The organism is Streptomyces sp. bgisy159 (assembly GCF_057707805.1).
Genome location: NZ_JBYIQX010000030.1, coordinates 16613 through 35509 on the forward strand (window position 1 = coordinate 16613; position 18897 = coordinate 35509).

Here is an 18897-nt window from a genome sequence, read left to right on the forward strand (position 1 = left end):
AAGGAACGGATGGTGCCCCCTGTCCTCGAACCTCGCCCCTCTCAGGAGGACTTGGCCGTGGCCGCCGACCGGCTGGCCGCGAGTGTCAGGGGACCGCTGTTCACGGCGGCCTCGGACGGCTACGACGAGGAGCGCGCCCGCTACCAGACCCACCGGCCGCACCGCCCGGCGGTCGTCGTCGGCGCGGCCGAGCCGAAGGACGTCCAGCTGGCGGTGGAGTTCGGCGCCGCGCACGGCCTTCCCGTGGGCGTACAGGCCACCGGTCACTGCCCCGCGCTGCCGGCCGGCACCGGCGTCCTGGTCAGCACCCGCCGCATGGACGAGGTACGCATCGACGCCGGGGCCCGGACGGCGCGCCTGGGCGCGGGAGTGGCCTGGCAGCAGGTGGTCGAGGCCGCCGCCGTGCACGGGCTGGCCCCGCTCAACGGCAGTGCCCCGAACGTCGGCGCGGTCGGCTACACCCTCGGCGGCGGAATCGGGCTGCTGGCGCGGAAGTACGGCTACGCGGCCGACCATGTCCGCCGGATCGAGGTCGTCACCGCGGACGGCAGGCTGCGGGACGTCACCGCGGACGGTGAACCGGACCTCTTCTGGGCGCTGCGCGGCGGCCGGGACAACTTCGGCGTCGTCACCGCCCTGGAGGTCGACCTGGTCCCGGTCGAGCGCCTGTACGGCGGCGGTCTCTACTTCGACGGCGCCGCCGCGCGGGAGATCCTCGGCGCCTATCTCCGCTGGACCAGGACGGTGCCGGAGGAGATGACCTCCTCCCTGGCACTGGTCCCGCTGCCGGACCTGCCCTCGCTGCCCCCTCCCCTGCGCGGCCGGTACGTGGTGCACGTGCGGATCGCCTTCCTCGGCGACCCGGCGGCCGGGGAGCACCTGATCGCCCCGCTGCGTGCCCTCGGCCCGCGCCTGGCCGACTCGGTGCGCGAGCTGCCGTACACGGAGTCCGGCACGATCCACAACGACCCCGTCCCTCCCGCGGCCTACGTCGGCACCAACGCCATGCTCAGGGACCTCGACGAGGAGACGGTCGGCACCGTTCTCGCACTCGCCGGGCCGGACGCGCCGATCACCAGCGTGGTGGAGGTGCGTCACCTCGGCGGCGCGCTCGCGCGGGTGCCGCGGGAGGCGAACTGCGTCGGCAACCGCGAGGCCGGCTATCTGCTCGCGGTGCTCGACCGGGTCACCGAGGACGACGCCGACGCCGTGCGGGCGGCGCACAGCGGGCTCATGGACGCCCTGTCCTCGCTCACCACCGGGCGCTGCCTGAACTTCCTCTACGGCGCCAACGCCACCGCCGACGAGGTCAGGCTCGCCTACACACCCGACGACTACCTGCGGCTCCGCCGGATCAAGGCCGCATACGACCCCGGAAACCTCTTCCGGTTGAACCACAACATCCCCCCCGCTCCCGCCCCGCGGTAGCAGACCGCCCCGACCGCTCGGACAGCAGAAGGAACGATGATGGAAAAGAAATGGTGGACCCTGTTGGGGGTGTGCGGCGGGACGTTCATGCTCCTGCTGGACACCACCATCGTCTACGTCGTCATGCCCGACGTGCAGCAGGACCTGGAAGCGAGCTTCGCCGATCTCCAGTGGGTGATCGACGGGTACGCGCTGGCCCTCGCCGCCTTCCTGCTGACCAGCGGCACACTGGCCGACCGGTTCGGCCGCAAACGTCTCTACGCCCTCGGCGTGGGTGTGTTCACCCTCGCCTCCCTGCTCTGCGGTGTGGCGCAGTCCCCCCTGATGCTGATCCTGTCCCGGGTGCTGCAGGGCATCGGCGGATCGATCATGTTCGCCACCGGACTCGCCCTGCTCGCGGGCAGCTTCCAGGGCAAGGAACGCGGCATGGCGTTCGGCGTGTGGGGCATGATCACCGGTCTGGCCTCCGCCATCGGCCCGGTGGCCGGCGGTCTGATCTCCAGCGGCATCAGCTGGCGCGGCATCTTCCTGATCAACGTGCCGATCGGCGTGGTGGTCTCCCTGATCATCGCCCTGCGCGTCGACGAGTCGAAGTCGCCCTTCGCCCGACGGCTGGACTGGCCCGGCTTCGTCCTGCTCACCGGCGGCCTCGCCACCCTCATCTACGGCCTCATCCGCGCCGGCGAGACCGCGTGGAGCGACTCCCGTGCGGTGACCGGACTGACCCTCGGCGGTGTGCTGCTGATCGCCTTCCTGGTCGTCGAGGGACGCTCCGCGGAGCCCATGTTCGACCTGCGGCTGTTCCGCATCCCCACCTTCGTCGGCGGCTCCATCGCCGCGTTCGCGATGAACGGCTCGCTGTTCGCGATGTTCCTGTTCCTGGCCATCTACTTCCAGGAGGCCCTGGACTACTCCTCCCTGGAGACCGGTCTGCGGCTGCTCACGGCCTCGCTCTCGATGCTGGTCGCCTCCCTGATCGCCGGCCGGCTCAGCGCGAAGATCCAGCCCCGCTACATGATCGGCGGCGGCCTGGTGCTGGTGGGTGCAGCGCTGCTGCTGATGGGCGGGATCAACGAGTCGACCGGCTGGGAGCACTTCATTCCCGGTCTGGTGCTGGGCGGCCTCGGCGCCGGACTGGTCAACCCGCCGCTCGCCTCCACCGCCGTGGGCGTGGTGGACTTCTCCCGCTCCGGCATGGCCTCGGGTGTCAACGGCACGTTCCGTCAGCTCGGGGTGAGCGCCGGCGTCGCGGTGCTCGGCTCCACCTTCGCGAGCATCATCAGCAACCGCTTCCACGACGGGTTGCGCGAAGTGCCGGAGCTGGCGGGCCGCAGTGACCAGCTGGCCACCCTGACCCGTGGTGGCGAGACCGCGCAGGCGGTGCGCGCGGTGCCCGGGCAGTACGCGGAGAAGGTGCAGGACATCGCCACGACCGGGTTCGTGGACGGACTCAACACCCTGCTCGGGATCTCCGCCGGGCTGGCCCTGCTGGGCGGTGTGCTGTCGCTGGTGTTGATCCGGCCCGCCGACTTCCAGGCGGCTCAGCAGCCCCAGCCCGCCGCGACGGACGCGCCCGGCCAGTCCCCGGTGGCCGCGGAGAGCTGACGCGGGCCGACCACATGATGTCGGGGCCCGACGCCGTGGCGGCGACGGGCCCCGACGTCATGTCCAAGGGTCCGCCAGGGTCCGCCCTCACATTCCCCTCCGCCCCCGACGCCTGGCCCGCACCGGACGGCGCGGTGCCCCCTTCGGGCGACGACGGAAATGTGACGGCAGACCCTCTGGTAGGACTGCGCCGGCCGCGAACGGCAGGCGTTCACCGTCGTAAGCCGGCGCGAAGGCTTCCGCGGGCCGATGCGCTCACACTGTGTGGCACTGCGGGTGCGGACGGCCGGCGTCCGGGCCCGCCGTCCGGCCGAGGCCGCCGCCACCGCACGGGAGGGCTTCTGGGACGGTGTCCCGTCCGAGGTCACGCCGCTGCTCGAATGGCCCCAAGGCGCCGAAGAGCCCACCGACTACTGGCTCTCCGACCTGCCCGCCGACAACACCCCGTTCGCCGAACCGGTCCTCCTCGCCAAGACCCACCGGCGCATCGAGCACGACTGCCGCGAACTCGAGCACGGCCTCGGCCTGGACCACTTCGAGGGACGCAACCTGACGGAGTCCTACTGGGCCCCGCTCATCGAGGCGACGGGCTGGGCCACGGTGGTGTCGCCGAAGGACTGGCGGCAGTGCAGGAGCAGTTCGCGCAGGGCCGGGCTCTTGTTCGGCGCGGAGACCAGGGCGAGCACCGCGGGCACGTCGGCGTCGGTGATGGCCACGGTCTGCAGCCCCGGCTGCCCGGCGGTCATGGACTCGGAGAGCACCGCCACACCGAGGCCGCGCTCGGCGAGGTTCATCACCGCCCCGGGGGCGCTGGCCTGAAGGGCGATGGTCGGGGTCAGACCGAGCGAGGCGGACACCTGGTCGAGCGTCGCCCGGATGCCGGTCCCCTCGGGCAGGCAGATGATCGGGTAGGTGCTGAGTTCGGCGAGCGTGATACCGCTCTTTCCGGCCAGTGGATGACTCACCGGCACGGCGGCGACGATCGGCTCGCTGATCACCTGCCAGCCGTCCAGATCCTCCGGCGCCCGGTGGGCCGCCCCGATCAGGGCCAGGTCGACGCTGCCCTCACGGACGTAGTCGACCAGCTTGCCGGAGTCCTCCTCGAGCAGGCTGATCTCGACACCCGGGTGGGCGAGGTGGAAGCTCGACAGAGCATCGAACAACGGCTGGACCGTGCAGGCCGTGACCATTCCGACCACGAGCCTGCCGCGCACGAGGCCGTTCATCTCGTCCACCGCGTGCCGCAGCGACTCCATCGAGGACAACACGGCCTTCGCGTGGGCCAGCACCACCTCGCCGACGGCGGTCAAGGCGACATTGCGGCCGGAGCGGTCGATCAGCGTGGCCCCGAGATCGTTTTCGAGCTGGCGGATCTGCGCACTGATCCCTGGTTGGCTGATATGGACCAGCTCCGCGGCCCTCGTGAAATTGGCTTCCTGCGCCACGGCGATGAAGTACCTCAGCTGCCTGATCTCCATAACCCCAAGTTATAACACCGATCGCCACAAGCAATTGGACTTGTTCTCGGCCAACGATGGAAAATTGCCACGTTGGTACCTGACCAGCAGGAAAGGATGACTGTGTCCGAGAACGAGAAGGCCATGAAGCCGGAGGACATCACCCGCCTCTTCGTGGAGCGCGCCAACGCGGGCGACGCCGCCGGCCTCGCCGCGCTGTACGAGGAGGAGGCGGTGATGGCCTACCCGCCGGGCAGCGTCACGGTTGGCCGGGAAGCCATCCGCCAACTGTGGGAGAAGGTGCTGGCCAACGCTCCGCGCTTCGAGCCGGAGGAGCCCCTCCCGACCCTGGTCTGCGGTGACATCGCACTGACCTCCACGCCGCCGAAGGACGGCGCAGGCGCCCGCGCTCAGGTGGTCAGGCGGCAGGCCGACGGCAGTTGGCAGCGCGTCATCGACCAGCCGGAGTTCCGTCCGCCGACGAGCTGACGGCCCAACGGTTCCGGCCATCCGCGCCTGGGCGCCACCGGCCGTAGCGGCAGGCGCCCAGCGTCCGGAAGGATCTCGTCTCCGGCCGAAAAGCATGTTGTCCCGACCGGGACACGACATTCGTCTGCGTGACGTGCTCGTCACGCGTTGACGTCACACATTCACCGGATTTAAGGTGCACGGCGGCAGGTTTGGGGCCACACGGGGGAGGCTCTACGCAGTGGTCAGTTCTGCATGGCTCCATTTTCCGGCCCGACGACCCATTTCCGCCATCCAGCGGCCTGTTATTGTCGCCCGGCGGACCGTTGTCGCGATCCGCCTTCCTCAACCCGGCCCGCTCGGCCCGCGATGGCTTTCGCCGCGGCGCCGCATCGGCGGCCGGGCTTTCGCGTGTCACCGCCCCGTTCCCGCCACCGGCGTTCCGGCCGCGGGAGACGACCGCTCGCGACCACCGTCTCCGGCGGAGATCTCACCTCCGGGGCGGCATCCGCCGCTGACCCGACCCTGACACGCGCGTCAATCTCTCATCTTTGTTTATTTCGCAGGCACATCGGAATAGGAGATTGAGAATGACTGTGACTGATTTCCGAGCGGCCCGCCCCGCAGACCCCGCAATCTGCGAAACGGCGGAACTCTGGAACGCTTTGGCGGACAGTCTGCCGGTCGAGCGGGCACCCATCGACTCGTTGTCCACCGATGACTCCCCGCGCGTTTCCGGTGAGAACGAGGAGCACATCCGCCATCTCGCCCAGTGTGAAGCGCCGCTGCCGCCGATCATCGTCCACCGCGCGACCCGCCGCGTCATAGACGGCGTGCACCGGCTGCGCGCCGCACGCCTCAACGGCCGGACCCACATCGACGTCCAGTTCTTCGACGGAGACGCCAAGGAGGCCTTCCTGCTCGCGGTGGAGCGCAACGCCCGCCACGGCCTGCCGCTCACCCGCGCCGACCGCAACGCCGCAGCGCTGCGCATCATCCGCTCGCACCCCGACTGGTCGGACCGCATGATCGCCGTCGCCACCGGGCTGTCGCCGAAGACCGTGGGCGCCATCCGCCGGCGTTCAAGTGACGCGATTCCTCAGTTGAACGCCCGCATCGGGCGCGACGGCCGGTCCCGGCTGGTCGACAATTCCGAGCAGCGTCGGCTGGCCGGCGAGTACGCCCGCGCTCATCCGCAGGCCAGCCTGCGCGAGATCGCCCGGGAGAGCGGCCTGTCCCTGGCCACCGCGCGCGACGTGCGCCAGCGCGTGCAGGACGGCGTGAGTCCCACTCTTCCCAGAAAGACCGGGGGCACACCGGCGGCGCCCCCGGTGGCCCCCGCGCGGGACTCCGGGTCCGCGGTCCCCGACTTCGCCCTGGCGGAGACCCTGATGATGCTGAAGCGGGACCCCTCGATCCGGCTGACCGAGCATGGGCGGTTCCTGCTGCGGCTCCTGGACACCCACGCCCTGGCCAACCGACGGTGGGAGGAACTCGTGAACCGAATACCCGCCCACTGCGCCGCCAAGGTGGCTGCCGCGGCGCGCGAGTGCGCGGCGTCGTGGGGGGATGCGGCGCAGCAACTGGAGGAGCGGGCCCGCGCGGTCGACGGCCGGGGACCGACGAACACGGTCGCCTGATTCCACGGCCTGCGGAATCCCTCGCCGCGGCCGTCGAATTCAGCGGCCCTCGTGGAATCGAGAAGAAGTGCCTATGCTCTGCACATGACAATTCTGGTGACCGGGGCCACCGGCAAGACAGGCCGTCATGTGGTGCGGGAACTCATTTCCGCGGGAGCCGAAGTACGCATTCTGACCCGTCATCCGGAAGAGGCCGACGTGCCGTCCGGGGTGACGGTCGTGCGTGGTGATCTGACCGCGCCGGAAAGTCTGCACGCAGCGCTCGACGGAGTGACTTCCGCTTTTCTTTTCCCCGTTCTCGACGCCATCCCGGCATTCGCCGAGACGGCGAAGCGTGCCGGGGTACGCCGGGTGGTGCTGTTCACCGGGGCCTGGGCGGCGGGGCTCACCGCCCGGGACCGCGGCTCCTGGGTCTACCCGCGATACCGGGCCGCCGAGGCGGCACTCGCCGAGAACGGTCCCGAAGAGTGGACGGTACTGCGACCGGCTCCGTTCGCCACCAACGCGCTGTGGTGGGCCCCTGGCGCACGGGCAGACGGCGTGGTGCGGCTACCGCACCCGGACGCCGTCTGCCCAGTGATCCATGAGGCCGACCTCGCCGCGGCGGCCGTCCGCGCCCTCCTCACGGACGGGCACCACGGCAGGCACTACACCGTCACCGGACCCGCGCTCGTCTCGCAGGCCGAGCAGGTGGCGGCCATCGGGCAGGCGACGGGTCGCCCGCTGCGCGTGGCGCGCATCGAGCCGGCGACCTGGCGGTCCGAGGCCGAACGGTTCCTGCGGCCGGGCATCGTCGGCGACCTGCTCGGCGAGTGGTCCGAGACGGAGCGCGACCCGGCCACCGCCCTGCCGGTCACCTCGGCCGTGCCGGACCTGACGGGCCGGCCAGCCCGTACCTTCACCCAGTGGGCCGCCGATCACGCCCGCGCCTTCGGCTGAGACCGGCCCGCTCCCCCGCCTTCGCCATGCAGCCGCCGGATCGCCATCCCCGGCCTGCGACCCCGGCCCGAAAGGACGGTCATGGAGTACACCCACCTCGGCCGCAGCGGACTGCGTGTCTCCCGGCTCTGCCTGGGCACGATGAACTTCGGTGTGCACACCGAGGAGTCCGAGGCGCACCGCATCCTGGACGCCGCGCTCGACGCGGGCGTCAACTTCGTGGACACCGCCGACCTCTACGGCTGGCCGGAGCACCCCGGCCTGACGGAGACGGTCATCGGCAACTGGCTCGCGCGGGGCGGCGGCCGCCGCGAACGGACCGTGCTCGCCACCAAGGTGTACTCGGACATGGGCTCCTGGCCCAACGAGGGCGGGCTCTCCGCCCTGCACATCCGCCGTGCCGTCGAGGCCAGCCTGCGCCGGCTGCGCACCGACCACATCGACCTCTACCAGATGCACCACGTCGACCGGTCCACGCCCTGGGAGGAGATCTGGCAGGCGATGGAGGTCCTGGTGGCCCAGGGCAAGATCGTCTATGTCGGATCCAGCAACTTCGCCGGCTGGCACCTGGCCGAGGCGCAGGAGTCGGCCCGCGCGAGGCACCTGCCCGGACTGGTCAGCGAGCAGTCGCACTACAACCTCCTCGAACGCACCGTCGAACTGGAGGTCGTACCGGCCGCGCAGCGCTACGGGATCGGCCTGCTGCCCTGGTCACCGCTGCACAGCGGCCTGCTCGCCGGGGTGCTGCGGGACGAGCGGCGCGGGGTCAGGCGCACAGCCGCCCGCGCCGCCGCCGCGCTCGCGACGCGGCGCCCGCAGATCCAGGAGTACGAGGACTTCGCCGCCGAACTGGGCGAGGAGCCGGGCCACGTCGCGCTGGCCTGGCTGCTCGCCTGCCCGGCCGTCACCGCGCCCGTCGTAGGCCCCCGCACGCTCGACCAGCTGCACGGCGCGCTGGGAGCGCTGGACGTGGTGCTGGAACCGAAGGCCCTGGCCCGGCTCGACGAGATCTTCCCCGGCCACCGGCCCGCCCCCGAGGCGTACGCCTGGTGACCGGCCGGTCCCGCACCGGTCTCCGCCGTACAGGACGGCCCCGCACCGCCCGGTTCGGTCCGATCTGCTTCGGGCCGCCCCGCTCCGTAGTGCTCCGGCGTCCCGTCCCGCTCCGCTTCGTACAGACCGTCAGCAGCCGCTGCGAACCCGAGGGAGTCCCATGCCCCGCCGCCTGTTCACTTCGGAGTCCGTCACCGAGGGCCATCCCGACAAGATGGCCGACCGGATCAGCGACGCGGTCCTCGACGCGCTCCTGGCGCGGGACCCGCGCTCGCGCGTGGCCGTGGAGACGCTTCTCACCACCGGCCAGGTGCACGTGGCCGGTGAAGTGACCAGCAGCGCCTACGCGGACGTGCCCGGCCTCGTCCGCGACGCCGTGCTCGACATCGGCTACGACGCGTCGGCGAAGGGCTTCGACGGTGCCTCCTGCGGTATCTCGGTCTCCATCGGCGCCCAGTCCCCCGACATCGCGCGCGGTGTCGACACCGAGGACGCGGACGCCGATCCGCTGGCCGCACAGGGCGCCGGCGACCAGGGCCTGATGTTCGGATACGCGACGGACGAGACACCGGAACTGATGCCGCTGCCGATCCGGCTCGCCCACCGGCTGGCCCAGCGCCTGGCCGGGGTCCGCCGCGACGGGAACATGCCCTACCTGCGGCCGGACGGCAAGACGCAGGTCACCGTCGAGTACGACGGCGACCGCGCGGTCCGCCTCGACACGGTCGTGGTCTCCGCGCAGCACGCGTCGGACGTCGCCATGGACCTGCTGGTGCCCGAGATTCGCCGGAACGTCGTCGACGTGGAGCTGGCGCGGCTGGCCGAGGACGGCATCGGCATCGACACGGACGGGTGCCGGTTGCTGGTCAACCCCACCGGCCGGTTCCACATCGGAGGTCCGATGGGCGACGCGGGGCTGACCGGCCGGAAGATCATCATCGATACGTACGGGGGCATGGCCCGGCACGGCGGCGGCGCGTTCTCCGGCAAGGACCCCTCCAAGGTGGACCGCTCGGCCGCGTACGCGATGCGCTGGGTCGCGAAGAACGTCGTGGCGGCGGGGCTGGCCACGCGCTGCGAGGTCCAGGTCGCGTACGCGATCGGCAAGGCCGAGCCCGTCGGCCTGTTCATCGAGACCTTCGGCACCCACACGGTCGGCCCCGAGGTGATCGGGAAGGCGATCGACGAGGTCTTCGACCTGCGCCCGGCCGCGATCATCCGCGACCTCGACCTGCTCCGCCCGATCTACGCCCGGACCGCCGCGTACGGCCACTTCGGCCGGGAACTGCCCGAGTTCACCTGGGAACGCACCGACCGCGCCGCCGACCTGCGGGCCCTCGTCGGACTGTGACACGGCCTGAGCGGCCGTCCCGGGCACGCGGTGCGTGCCCGGGACGGCCGCTCAGCCGTTACCGGTCAGGGACCGGGCGATGTCGTGCAGGGCGGCGGTGGCGCGCCGGTGCAGTCCCTCTCCGAAGGTGACGCGCGTGACGCCGAGCCGGCCCAGTTCGGCGGGGTCCGGACCGCCGGGCCGGTGCAGGGCGTTGAGCGGGACGGCGACGGCGCCGGCGAGTTCGGGCAGCAGCGGCACCGGGGCCAGGATCGGGTACACCACGTCCGCGCCGGCCTCCGTGTACAGCAGGGCGCGGCCGATCGCCTGCTCGGTGCCCTGGTCGCCGTGCAGGTAGCTGTCCACCCGGGCGTTGACCACGAGCCGGCCGCCGGCCACGGCCGTGACCTCCGCCAGCCAGTCGGCGTGCGCGCGGGCGTCCTTGAGCGTGCCCGTGCGGTGGTCGGTGTCCTCCAGGTTGCAGCCGACGGCTCCGACGGCGAGCAGCCGCTCCACCAGTTCCGCGGGCGGCAGCCCGTACCCGTCCTCGACGTCCACGGTGACCGGGACGTCGACGGCACGCACGACCCGGGCGAGCGCGTCGAACATCTCGCCGGCCGGGGTCTCGCCGCCGTCGCGGTACCCGAGCACGGCGGCGACCGCGGCGCTGGAGCTGGCCAGCGCCGCGTACCCGGCCTCCGCGAACACGCGGGCGCTCACCGCGTCCCAGACGTTGGGGATCACCAAGGGATCGGCCGGGTCGGTCCGCTCGTGCAGGTCGCGGAAGAGGTCGGTACGGGTGGTGGGGGTGGTCATGGGCTGTCTCCTGGGGCTGGGTGAAGGCCGCCGCGCCGGGCTGTCCGGCCCGGGGCGACGGGAAAGACGCGTCCACCCGGCGGTCGGCGGGGTGGGTACGGTGGCCGCGCGGGCGGCCCGGACCGGCCGGGGCCGGTCCGTGGGTGTTCTAGCGTTTCAGAGCACGGCTCACCAAGTCGGCCGCGGCACCGGTGTAGTGGGCCGGGTCGAGGAGCGCGGTCAGTTCGTCCGGGCCGAGGACCCCGGCCAGCTCCGGCAGGGTCGCCAGGACGTCGGCGAGTGGTGTTCCGTCGGCCGCGGCCCGCGCGGAGGCGTCGGTCAGCAGTTGCCGGGCCGGTGCCTTGCCTAGCCGGGGCGCGAGGACCGCGGCGAGCCGCTCGGAGACGATCTGGCCGCCCGTCAGGTCGAGATTGGCCCGCATCCGGTCGGCGTGCACGGTCAGGCGGCGGGCGAGATCCACCGCCGTGTGCGCGGCGCCACCCGCCAGGCGCAGGGCCTCCCGCAGCAGAGTCCACTCGGCGTGCCAGGCACCGGCGGACCGCTCGTCCTCGGTGGTCAGGCACTGGGTCAGCCCGGCGGCCAGCACCGGGACCTGGAGGGCGGCCGAACGGATCAGGGTGGCGAGCACCGGGTTGCGCTTGTGCGGCATCGCGGAGGAGGCGCCCCGGCCGGCCGGGGCGGGCTCGGCCACCTCGCCGATCTCGGTACGAGTCAGCACCTGCACGTCCGCCGCCATCTTGCCGAGGCCGGCCGCGGTGTGCGCGAGCGCGTTACCGAGGTCGGCGACCGGGGTGCGCAGCGCGTGCCAGGGCAGCACCGGCCGGGCCAGACCGGTCTCCTCCGCGAAGGCGGCGGCCAGCGCGTCGGCGTAGCCGCCCGGGTCGGCGGCCCCCGGCGCACCGTCCAGGTGGGCGTACTCCAAGTATCCGGCGAGGGTGCCTGCGGCGCCGCCCAGCGCCACCGGGAGCCCGTGGTCCAGGATCCGCTCAAGCCGTTCGGCGGCGTCCAGGACCAGGGACCGCCAGCCCGCCGCCTTGAGCCCGAACGTGGTGGGCACCGCGTGCAGGGCCAGGGTGCGGCCGGCCATGACGGTGTTCCGGTGCGCCCCGGCGAGGCGGCCCAACTCCTCGGCGGTGGTGCGCAGATCGGCGACGACGAGGCCCAGCGCGCGGGCCGCGACCAGCATGGTCCCGGTGTCCAGGATGTCCTGGCTGGTGGATCCGCGGTGCACGTACTCGGCGGCGGCCGGGTCCGCCTCGGCCACCACGGCGGTGAACGCGCGTACCAGTCCGACCACCGGGTTGGCCGTCTCGCGGGCCGCCAGAGCGAGCGCGCGGGCATCGAGCAGGTCGGCGTCGGCTGCCTCGGTGATGGCGGCGGCGGCCGCGGCGGGCAGGGCCCCAAGCCCGGCCTGGGCCCGCGCCAGCGCGGCCTCCGCGTCCAGCATGGCCTGCAGCCAGGCCCGGTCCCCGGTCGCCTCCTCCACCGGGGTGCCGGCCCGCACCGGGGACAGCAGGCCGCAGTCGAGGCCGAGGGCGCCGCGCGTCATGCGGTCACCTCCGCCGGTCCCGCGCCGGCTACCCGCGCGGTCGCGTCCGCCGGTCCCGCGCCGGTCACTTGCGGCGCCACCTCCACCGGTCCCCCGTCGGCCACTCGCGGCGTCGCGTCCGCGGTCCGGGCCGGCAGCGACAGTACGGCGTGGGCGATGGCGTCGGCGTCCTCCAGGGTCACCGAGCCCACGCCCGGACGGATACCGGCCGCCGTCACCCAGTGCACGGCCTCGGTGGGCACGCCGTAGGCGAAGCGCCGCGGGTGGGCCCGGCCGGCGGCGTCCACGAGACGGTACGGGCGCTCCGTGACGTCGAGTCCGCCGGTCTCGTAGCCGGTTCCCCCGGCGCCGGGTATCCGGTGCGGGCGGCACTGGCCGGTGCGCAGCAGGTGGCGCAGCAGGGGGTCGCCGGTGCGGCGCAGGTCGGGCTCGGGCAGCCGGGCCTCGACGAGCGCGGTGAACGGCGGAGTCCCGCCCGCCGCCGGCCCGGCGCCCACCACGAAGGCGGGACCGGCCGGCCCGTCGGCCACGGCGTCCACCCGCAGCCCCGGCGGCAGGATCTCGACGACGCCGGCCTCGACGAGGGCGATCAGCTCCTCGATGCGGGAGACGGGCGGCCCGATGGACAGGAAGGCGTTGAGCGGGGTGTACCAGCCCTGCAGGTCGTCCCGGTAGGAGTTGCCCTCGATGCCGGCGTGGTCCACCACGAGCCGGATCTCGTTGCGCAGGTCGCGCAGCACGTCGAGGGCGGCCTTCAGCGGCCCGCTGACGTTGCCCGCCCTGGCCTCGGCCACGTCCCGGCGCAGATGCCCGAGCAGCCAGGCGCGGTAGTCGGCCACGGAGGTGAACTCGCGGTCGCCGTAGGGCCGGGAGATGCGCTCCCAGTCCCAGCGGTCCCCCTGCCCGATGCCCGCGGCGCTCAGGAACTCCTCCTCCTGGTCGTCGGCGAGGCGCGCGTAGGCGTCGGCGAACGCCGTCGGGTCCTCTCCGCGGGCGGCCAGCAGGGCCGCGTAGTAGACGCCCTGCACCTCCCTGGCGACGAGGGGCCACAAGTCGGTTCGGAAGGAGACCCGGTCGCCGCGCCGTGCGCGTTCGCGCAGCGCCGCGACCCGCAACGGGTCGAGAAGCCGGGGCTCGTGGCGGCCGTGGGGCCCCTTCTCGTTCTCGCCGCGGGCGTGGTAGGGCACGCCGCGCCGGGAGCCGGCGAAGAGCCGGGGCTCCTCGCCGGACGCGGTGTAGACGAGCCGGCCGTCGACCCGGGTGAAGGAACCGCCGCGGCCGAGCGTGAACAGGGCCAGGTGGTCGAAGAAGTTGAGGCCGAGGCCGCGCAGCAGCACGGGCCGGCCGGGGGCGATGCCGGACAGGTCGTGGTCGGCGGGGTTGGCGGGTCCGAGATACGTCAGCCCGTGCGTGGCGGCGAAGTCGGCGAACCGCCGTGTCTCGGCGGTGGGCAGCTCGGGCAGGTGCCCCTGGGCCAGCACCACGGCGTCCAGTCCGGTCAGCCGGGTGCCGTCGTCGAGCAGCACGGTCTGCGGTGCGTCCGGGCCGGGACCGGCGTCGTCGAGGGCGACGGCCAGCGCGATGTGCACGCGGACGGTGATGTGGTCCGGGGCGGTGGCGACCAGCAGCCGGAAAACCCAGCGCAGGTAGTGGCCGTAGAAGGCGCGGGTGGGGTAGGAGTCCGGTCCCAGCGCGCGTGCCTCGGCGAGGATCCGCTCGTCCGGGCCGTCGGGAACGGGCGGGGTGAGGGTGGCGTCCGCGAGGCGGCGCGCCCACTCGTACAGGCTGGGGCCGTCCTCGACCGGGCCGGAGATGCTGACGCTGCTGTCGGTGAACACGGTGACCTGGGATGCCACCGTGTTCATGAGCAGGTGCTCGGACTGCGTGGTGCGCCAGACCCGTCCCGGTCCGGGCGGCGAGGGGTCGACGACGTGCACGGTGATGCGCTCCCGTGAGGGCGACTTGCGTTCCTGGGCGAGCAGCCGTTCCAGGACGGACACGCTGCGGGGTCCCGCCCCGACGACGCAGATCTCCGAGTGTGTGCTGTTCAAGGGTCACTCTCCGCTGGACTGTGGCGTGGGCGTGGCGGGGCCGGCGGCGGGAGGCGTGCCGGGCCGGGAACTGCCGGGGGCCGGGGTGAGGCGGATGGAGACTTCCCGCCCCGAGCCGACCGGCAGGGGCACCGAGTAGTGGTCCTCGCCGTCGGAAACCCGGTCGGGGCAGGGGCCCGTGGAGCCCAGGGCGAGGACGATCACGCCGGGCCGCATCCGCCGTTCCAGGACGGCGAGCGCGGGCAACATCGGCTCCGGGCGGCAGTCGAGCGGGGGAGGTCGACGAGGGGCGGGGCGCGGCCGAGATCGTGCGGTCCGGAGTGCCGGACCTCGGCCCACGGGGTCAGTCCCGCCGCGGTCGGCCGGGTACGGCCGTCGGCAGCCCCCGGGTACTCCTGGCAGGAGCGGGCCCGACGGTCCGCGCCGGCCAGGAGGAGCGGACTCGCATGGCCTCCCGTCAGGCCAGAGCGAGCACTCGCGGACCGGAGCCGGGCCGGCCGGGCCCGGCCGTGGGGGCCGTGCCGAACCGGTTCCAGCCGACGTCGTCGTCCCGCAGCGGTTCGGTGGCGGCCGGCCGCGAAGAGCCGGGCCGGGCCTCCGTCAGGGTGTGGCAACCGGTAATGCCGCCGTACATGACTCGCCTCCACTACCTAAAGACATCGGACAACACGGATTACGGAACTGGGCGAGCAAGCGCATGCCCCGCCGGTCCCCCGACAGAACAACCGTCGCGGCCCGGAAGGGAACAAAGAAGACCTAACATGCTTCGGGTCGGCGCACTGCCGTGAAGCGAAGGATTGAAATGGAAACAGCTCAGCGTAAAACGGGCACGGGAATCGCAGGGATGACCTCGCGGCCGAAGGGGGTCAACGCGATCGAGGAGGCAATAGCCGCCTGTTCGGACAGGCTCACACATAAAGGCGCGGACTACCGCACCACCATGCGGAATGTCGCCGAGGCGCTCAGCGGCCTGTCGCGCGCGGTCGCGGAGCAGGCGGACTGGGCACCGACGGCCCCGCGACCGGAACCCGGCGTCCGCCCCCTCCCCACGGGAAGCGGCACCGCACATTCCGCTTTTCGCTATCTGTACGGCCTTCCGGACATCAATAGCGCGATACAGAATGAGCTGGACGGGGCCCGCAGCGAGATCCTCACCGCCCAGCCGGACGGATCGCGCCCGCACGCCGTGCTGCGGGACGCACTCGCCGCGGTGCGCCGGCAGCTGGCCGCCGGCGTGGCCATGCGGACGCTCTACCAGCACAGCACGCGGTTCGACGAACCGACCAAGCAATACGTCAAGGCGGTGACGGAGTTCGGTGTCCAGGTGCGCACGCTGCCCGAGTTCTTCGAGCGGCTCATCATCATCGACCGGACGGTCGCGTTCATTCCGGGCAGCCGGGACCGCAGGACCGCCGTGCTGGTCCGGGAACCGGCACTGGTCGGCTTCCTCACCGACGTCTTCACACGGCAGTGGGACCGGGCCGAGCCTTTTCCGTTCGTTCCGGTGCGGGCCGCGGAAGCAGCCGGGGACGTCATGCCGGACATGCGCGAAACGATCCGGAAACTGCTCATCGAAGGGCGCTCGGACAAGGAGATCGCCCGTCGGCTCGGATTGAGCCTGCGTTCGCTCCAGACGCATGTGGCGCGTTTTAAGGACGATTACGGGGCGCAGCACCGGCTCCAGCTCGGGTATCTCATGGCGCTGAGCGACCAAATGCCGGGCGAGCCGGGTTCCGGTGATTCCTAGCGCCTGGAAACCGGAATGTGCCGCGGGGCTGGAGGCGGCGCGCACCGTGGGCGGAACCGTCACCGAGCAGCTGCTCACCGTTTCACTTTGGCCGCCCCTTCGCCGCGCGGCACCGAATTCCCAGGAGAAGCACGCCCATGTCACGCTACGCGCTCGCCGCGAACGAGAACCCCTTCCCGCCCCTGCCGTCGGTACGCGCGGCACTCGCGGCGGCGAGCGGCACGGTCAACCGTTATCCGGACCGTTCGGTCGCCGCGCTGACCGCGGCGATCGCCGCCCGGCACGGCGTACCGTCCGAGCACATCGCGACGGGTGCCGGGTCGGTCGGGGTGACCCAGCACCTGTTGCACTCCGCGCTGCGCGAGGGCGACGAAGTGGTCTACGCGTGGCCGTCGTTCGAGGCGTATCCGCATCTCACCGAGTTGTGCCGGGGCACGTCCGTGCGGGTGCCGCTGCGGGCGGAGCGGCACGACCTGGCGGCGATGGCCGACGCGATCACCCCGCGCACCGCGCTGGTGATCGTCTGCAATCCCAACAACCCCACCGGCACCGCCGTGACCGCCGCGGAGTTGGAGTCCTTCCTGGACCGGGTGCCGGACGGCGTCCCGGTGCTGCTGGACGAGGCATACCGGGAGTTCGTACGCGATCCCGAGGTCCCGGACGGCATCGAGCTGTACCGGAACCGGCCGGGGCTGATCGTGCTGCGGACCTTCTCCAAGGCGTACGGCCTGGCCGGTCTGCGGGTCGGCTACGCCGTGGCGCAGGAGGAGCAGGCAGCCCGGATCCGGCACGCCGCGGTGCCGTTCGGGGTGAACGGGCTCGCCCAGTCGGCCGCGCTCGCGTCGCTGGCCGCCGAGGACGAGCTGCTGGAGCGGGTGGAGGCCGTCGTCAAGGAACGCGACCGGCTGACCGGCGCGCTGCGCGCCCTGGGACCTGACGTGCCCGTGGCGACGTCGGAGGCCAACTTCGTCTGGCTGCGGCTGGGCGAGCGCACGACGGCGTTCGCCGAGGCATGTGCCGCGGCGGGGGCGGCCGTGCGCGCCTTTCCCGGCGAGGGAACGCGGATCACGGTGGGCGAGCCGGAGGCGAACGACGCCGTCCTGCGGATCGCGGCACGGTTCGTGCCCAAGGCGCGCTGACGGGTCGGCTCGGCCGCCGGGCGCCAGGGTACGGGCCTGGCGGACCCGTCCGACCGGGCGCCCGCGCTGTCCGGCACCGGGGTGCCGGACAGCGAAACCGTCCTGCGCCCGGGTGGGCCCGGGCGGCACTCGGTGGACCCGGGCGGCACCGGCACCGACAGCCGGCCCGCACCGGCATCCGCAAGGCGAGTGCAACAGGTGCGCACGGTGCCGTCGCGGCTCAGTCGCCGATCCGGCTCTTCCCTCGCGCCGGCCACGGCTCGGTGCCCGTGAGCTTCCCGGACCCGTCCACGCGGCCGGCCGCCGCCCATCGGACGGCCGGTTCCATCGCGACTCCCGCGGCGAGGAACAGCGCACCGAGAACCAGCCAGCCGCCGGTGCCCCAGGACAGGACGAGGGCGGTCAGCAGCAGCGGTCCGATGAGCCGCGCCACAGCCGTTCCGGCGCCGTAGAAGCCCTGGTACTGCCCCTGTTGGTCGGCCGGGGCGAGCGCGAAGCCGATTTCCCAGGAACCCGAGCCCAGCAGCATCTCGCCGAAGACCTGCGCGCACGCCGCGACCAGCAGCACCAGCAGCGGCAGCCAGGCCGATCCGCCGGCCGCGGACAGCGCGAAGCACAGGCAGGCAAGCAGCATCACGACGCCCGCGTGCCGCACCGCGCGTGACGCCGACCGGAGGCCGGAGACACGGGACGCCATACGCACCTGGAAGAGGACCACGGCGAGCGTGTTGAGCACGAGCAGGGCGGACACGGTCCAGCCCGGTGCCGCGGTGCGCTCCACGATCCACAACGGCAGTACGACGCTCAGCAGCGGCATGTACAGCAGCATGACCATGTTGAGCAGCGAGACCAGAGCGTAGGGGCGGTCCCGCAGCACGGTCAGACCGGAACCCGCCGGGCGGTCGTCGGTCCCGGTCCGCCCGGTCGGCACCGGCAGCCGCAACAGCACACCGGCCGCCAGGACGAAGGACAGCGCGTCCACCGCCAGCGCGGTCAGATACGCGGCCTCGCTGTCGAGCTCCAGCGCGATGCCGCCGAGCGCCGCTCCGAGCGCCAGGCCCGCGTTGACCGTCGACTGCAGGTACGCCCGCGTCTCGGTGCGCCGGGCGGGCTCCACCAGCGCTGCCAGCAGGGCCTGCCGGGCCGCCGCGAGACCGCACTGGCAGCACGTGTACAGGCACACCGCGGCCAGGAACGCGGGGTAGCCGCGGACGAAGAGGAGGGAGGCGATGGCGGCTCCCGTCGCCAGCGACATGATGATGGCGATGCCGCGCGGTCCGCGCCGGTCGGCGAGATGGCCGACCGGGACGCCGGCGACCGCGCCGAGCGCCCAGCCGACGGTGAGCGCCGCGCCGATCTGCGTCGGCGACAGCCCGATGACGCGGCTGAAGTACAGCACGGAACAGACGTAGTAGGCGCCGTCCCCCACCGAGTTGGTCAGCTGTGCCAGAGCCAGGGTCCGTGGGGGCCCTTGAGGGGGGATGATCCTGCCGAGGCCCATTCGCTTCCTTCCGCGCGGCCCGTGTCCGGCACAGGCACCCCGATGGCGTACTCACCGAAGTCTTTCCGGCTCGCGGGTGCCGCACCACCCCGACGAGGGTTCGTGTCTGGGAGCTGCCGACTTGGGAAGGATCACATAAGGAGGCAAAGACGCCGGAAGTTGACGAAGCGGCTG

General features: G+C 72.6%; 16 protein-coding genes and 1 pseudogene. 10 read left to right on the forward strand and 7 right to left on the reverse strand.

The window, feature by feature from the left end:
- Nucleotides 1–57: 57 nt before the first annotated feature.
- The 3 genes and pseudogenes from AC3ET3_RS25240 to AC3ET3_RS25250 form a co-directional block, all read left to right on the forward strand.
- Nucleotides 58–1428 carry an FAD-binding oxidoreductase gene (locus AC3ET3_RS25240; protein WP_435612950.1) on the forward strand — a complete coding sequence of 457 codons (1371 nt, stop codon included), beginning with the start codon at nt 58–60 and terminating at the stop codon, nt 1426–1428.
- 36 nt (nt 1429–1464) lie between these two features.
- Nucleotides 1465–3033, forward strand: a complete 1569-nt coding sequence (locus AC3ET3_RS25245) for an MFS transporter (protein WP_435612951.1) — start codon at nt 1465–1467, stop codon at nt 3031–3033.
- A 192-nt stretch (nt 3034–3225) separates the two neighbouring features.
- A pseudogene (locus tag AC3ET3_RS25250) lies at nt 3226–3588 on the forward strand (IS701 family transposase); the annotation flags it as partial.
- Nucleotides 3589–3593: 5 nt separating this feature from the next.
- Here AC3ET3_RS25250 and AC3ET3_RS25255 read toward each other — a convergent pair.
- Complete coding sequence (locus AC3ET3_RS25255; protein WP_432133471.1) at nt 3594–4511, reverse strand: LysR family transcriptional regulator; 918 nt, start codon at nt 4509–4511, stop codon at nt 3594–3596.
- 102 nt (nt 4512–4613) lie between these two features.
- Here AC3ET3_RS25255 and AC3ET3_RS25260 point away from each other — a divergent pair, with 102 nt between their 5' ends.
- The 5 genes from AC3ET3_RS25260 (at nt 4614) to metK (ending at nt 9941) form a co-directional block, all read left to right on the forward strand.
- Nucleotides 4614–4979 (forward strand): YybH family protein, encoded by a 366-nt coding sequence (locus tag AC3ET3_RS25260; RefSeq protein WP_432133472.1) that lies wholly within the window; start codon nt 4614–4616, stop codon nt 4977–4979.
- A gap of 644 nt (nt 4980–5623) precedes the next feature.
- Nucleotides 5624–6598: a ParB/RepB/Spo0J family partition protein gene (locus AC3ET3_RS25265; protein ID WP_432133473.1), complete on the forward strand. Its 975-nt coding sequence runs from the start codon at nt 5624–5626 to the stop codon at nt 6596–6598.
- A gap of 84 nt (nt 6599–6682) precedes the next feature.
- Nucleotides 6683–7537, forward strand: coding sequence for an SDR family oxidoreductase (locus AC3ET3_RS25270; RefSeq protein ID WP_435612952.1), 855 nt, complete (start codon nt 6683–6685; stop codon nt 7535–7537).
- Nucleotides 7538–7618: 81 nt separating this feature from the next.
- A complete protein-coding gene (locus tag AC3ET3_RS25275; RefSeq protein WP_432133475.1) occupies nt 7619–8590 on the forward strand; it encodes an aldo/keto reductase in 972 nt (323 codons plus the stop codon).
- A 160-nt stretch (nt 8591–8750) separates the two neighbouring features.
- On the forward strand, nt 8751–9941 hold the full coding sequence (metK, locus tag AC3ET3_RS25280) for a methionine adenosyltransferase (protein WP_432133476.1): 1191 nt from the start codon (nt 8751–8753) through the stop codon (nt 9939–9941).
- A 51-nt stretch (nt 9942–9992) separates the two neighbouring features.
- On the opposite strand, the gene AC3ET3_RS25285 is transcribed toward metK, so the two are convergent.
- From AC3ET3_RS25285 to AC3ET3_RS25305, 5 genes are all read right to left on the reverse strand, one after another.
- A complete protein-coding gene (locus AC3ET3_RS25285) occupies nt 9993–10736 on the reverse strand; it encodes an isocitrate lyase/PEP mutase family protein (RefSeq protein ID WP_432133477.1) in 744 nt (247 codons plus the stop codon).
- A 148-nt stretch (nt 10737–10884) separates the two neighbouring features.
- Nucleotides 10885–12285 carry a nitrosuccinate lyase gene (locus tag AC3ET3_RS25290; RefSeq protein WP_435612953.1) on the reverse strand — a complete coding sequence of 467 codons (1401 nt, stop codon included), beginning with the start codon at nt 12283–12285 and terminating at the stop codon, nt 10885–10887.
- Nucleotides 12282–14336, reverse strand: coding sequence for an FAD/NAD(P)-binding protein (locus tag AC3ET3_RS25295; protein ID WP_432133479.1), 2055 nt, complete (start codon nt 14334–14336; stop codon nt 12282–12284). The genes AC3ET3_RS25290 and AC3ET3_RS25295 overlap by 4 nt, the downstream gene beginning before the upstream one ends.
- A 3-nt stretch (nt 14337–14339) precedes the next feature.
- Nucleotides 14340–14585 carry a hypothetical protein gene (locus AC3ET3_RS25300; protein WP_432133480.1) on the reverse strand — a complete coding sequence of 82 codons (246 nt, stop codon included), beginning with the start codon at nt 14583–14585 and terminating at the stop codon, nt 14340–14342.
- Between the two features lie 208 nt (nt 14586–14793).
- Nucleotides 14794–14970 (reverse strand): hypothetical protein, encoded by a 177-nt coding sequence (locus tag AC3ET3_RS25305; RefSeq protein WP_432158240.1) that lies wholly within the window; start codon nt 14968–14970, stop codon nt 14794–14796.
- A gap of 168 nt (nt 14971–15138) precedes the next feature.
- Here AC3ET3_RS25305 and AC3ET3_RS25310 point away from each other — a divergent pair, with 168 nt between their 5' ends.
- Together AC3ET3_RS25310 and AC3ET3_RS25315 are read left to right on the forward strand one after the other, a co-directional pair.
- Entirely contained in the window at nt 15139–16083 is a 945-nt protein-coding gene (locus AC3ET3_RS25310; RefSeq protein ID WP_435612954.1) for a LuxR family transcriptional regulator, read from the forward strand.
- 17 nt (nt 16084–16100) lie between these two features.
- A complete protein-coding gene (locus AC3ET3_RS25315; protein ID WP_435612955.1) occupies nt 16101–17222 on the forward strand; it encodes a histidinol-phosphate transaminase in 1122 nt (373 codons plus the stop codon).
- Between the two features lie 220 nt (nt 17223–17442).
- Here the strand turns inward: AC3ET3_RS25315 and AC3ET3_RS25320 are convergent, their stop codons facing one another.
- A complete protein-coding gene (locus AC3ET3_RS25320) occupies nt 17443–18723 on the reverse strand; it encodes an MFS transporter (protein ID WP_432158242.1) in 1281 nt (426 codons plus the stop codon).
- Nucleotides 18724–18897 lie beyond the last annotated feature (174 nt).

Excerpts from the sequence above, each read along its gene's own strand:
- AC3ET3_RS25310 (WP_435612954.1), top strand. The coding sequence starts at position 15,139 with ATGGAAACAGCTCAGCGTAAAACGGGCACGGGAATCGCAGGGATGACC.
- AC3ET3_RS25255 (WP_432133471.1), bottom strand. The coding sequence starts at position 4,511 with ATGGAGATCAGGCAGCTGAGGTACTTCATCGCCGTGGCGCAGGAAGCC.
- AC3ET3_RS25320 (WP_432158242.1), bottom strand. The coding sequence starts at position 18,723 with ATGGGCCTCGGCAGGATCATCCCCCCTCAAGGGCCCCCACGGACCCTG.
- AC3ET3_RS25285 (WP_432133477.1), bottom strand. The coding sequence starts at position 10,736 with ATGACCACCCCCACCACCCGTACCGACCTCTTCCGCGACCTGCACGAG.
- AC3ET3_RS25300 (WP_432133480.1), bottom strand. The coding sequence starts at position 14,585 with ATGTTGCCCGCGCTCGCCGTCCTGGAACGGCGGATGCGGCCCGGCGTG.
- metK (WP_432133476.1), top strand. The coding sequence starts at position 8,751 with ATGCCCCGCCGCCTGTTCACTTCGGAGTCCGTCACCGAGGGCCATCCC.
- AC3ET3_RS25245 (WP_435612951.1), top strand. The coding sequence starts at position 1,465 with ATGATGGAAAAGAAATGGTGGACCCTGTTGGGGGTGTGCGGCGGGACG.
- AC3ET3_RS25275 (WP_432133475.1), top strand. The coding sequence starts at position 7,619 with ATGGAGTACACCCACCTCGGCCGCAGCGGACTGCGTGTCTCCCGGCTC.
- AC3ET3_RS25270 (WP_435612952.1), top strand. The coding sequence starts at position 6,683 with ATGACAATTCTGGTGACCGGGGCCACCGGCAAGACAGGCCGTCATGTG.
- AC3ET3_RS25290 (WP_435612953.1), bottom strand. The coding sequence starts at position 12,285 with ATGACGCGCGGCGCCCTCGGCCTCGACTGCGGCCTGCTGTCCCCGGTG.
- AC3ET3_RS25305 (WP_432158240.1), bottom strand. The coding sequence starts at position 14,970 with ATGTACGGCGGCATTACCGGTTGCCACACCCTGACGGAGGCCCGGCCC.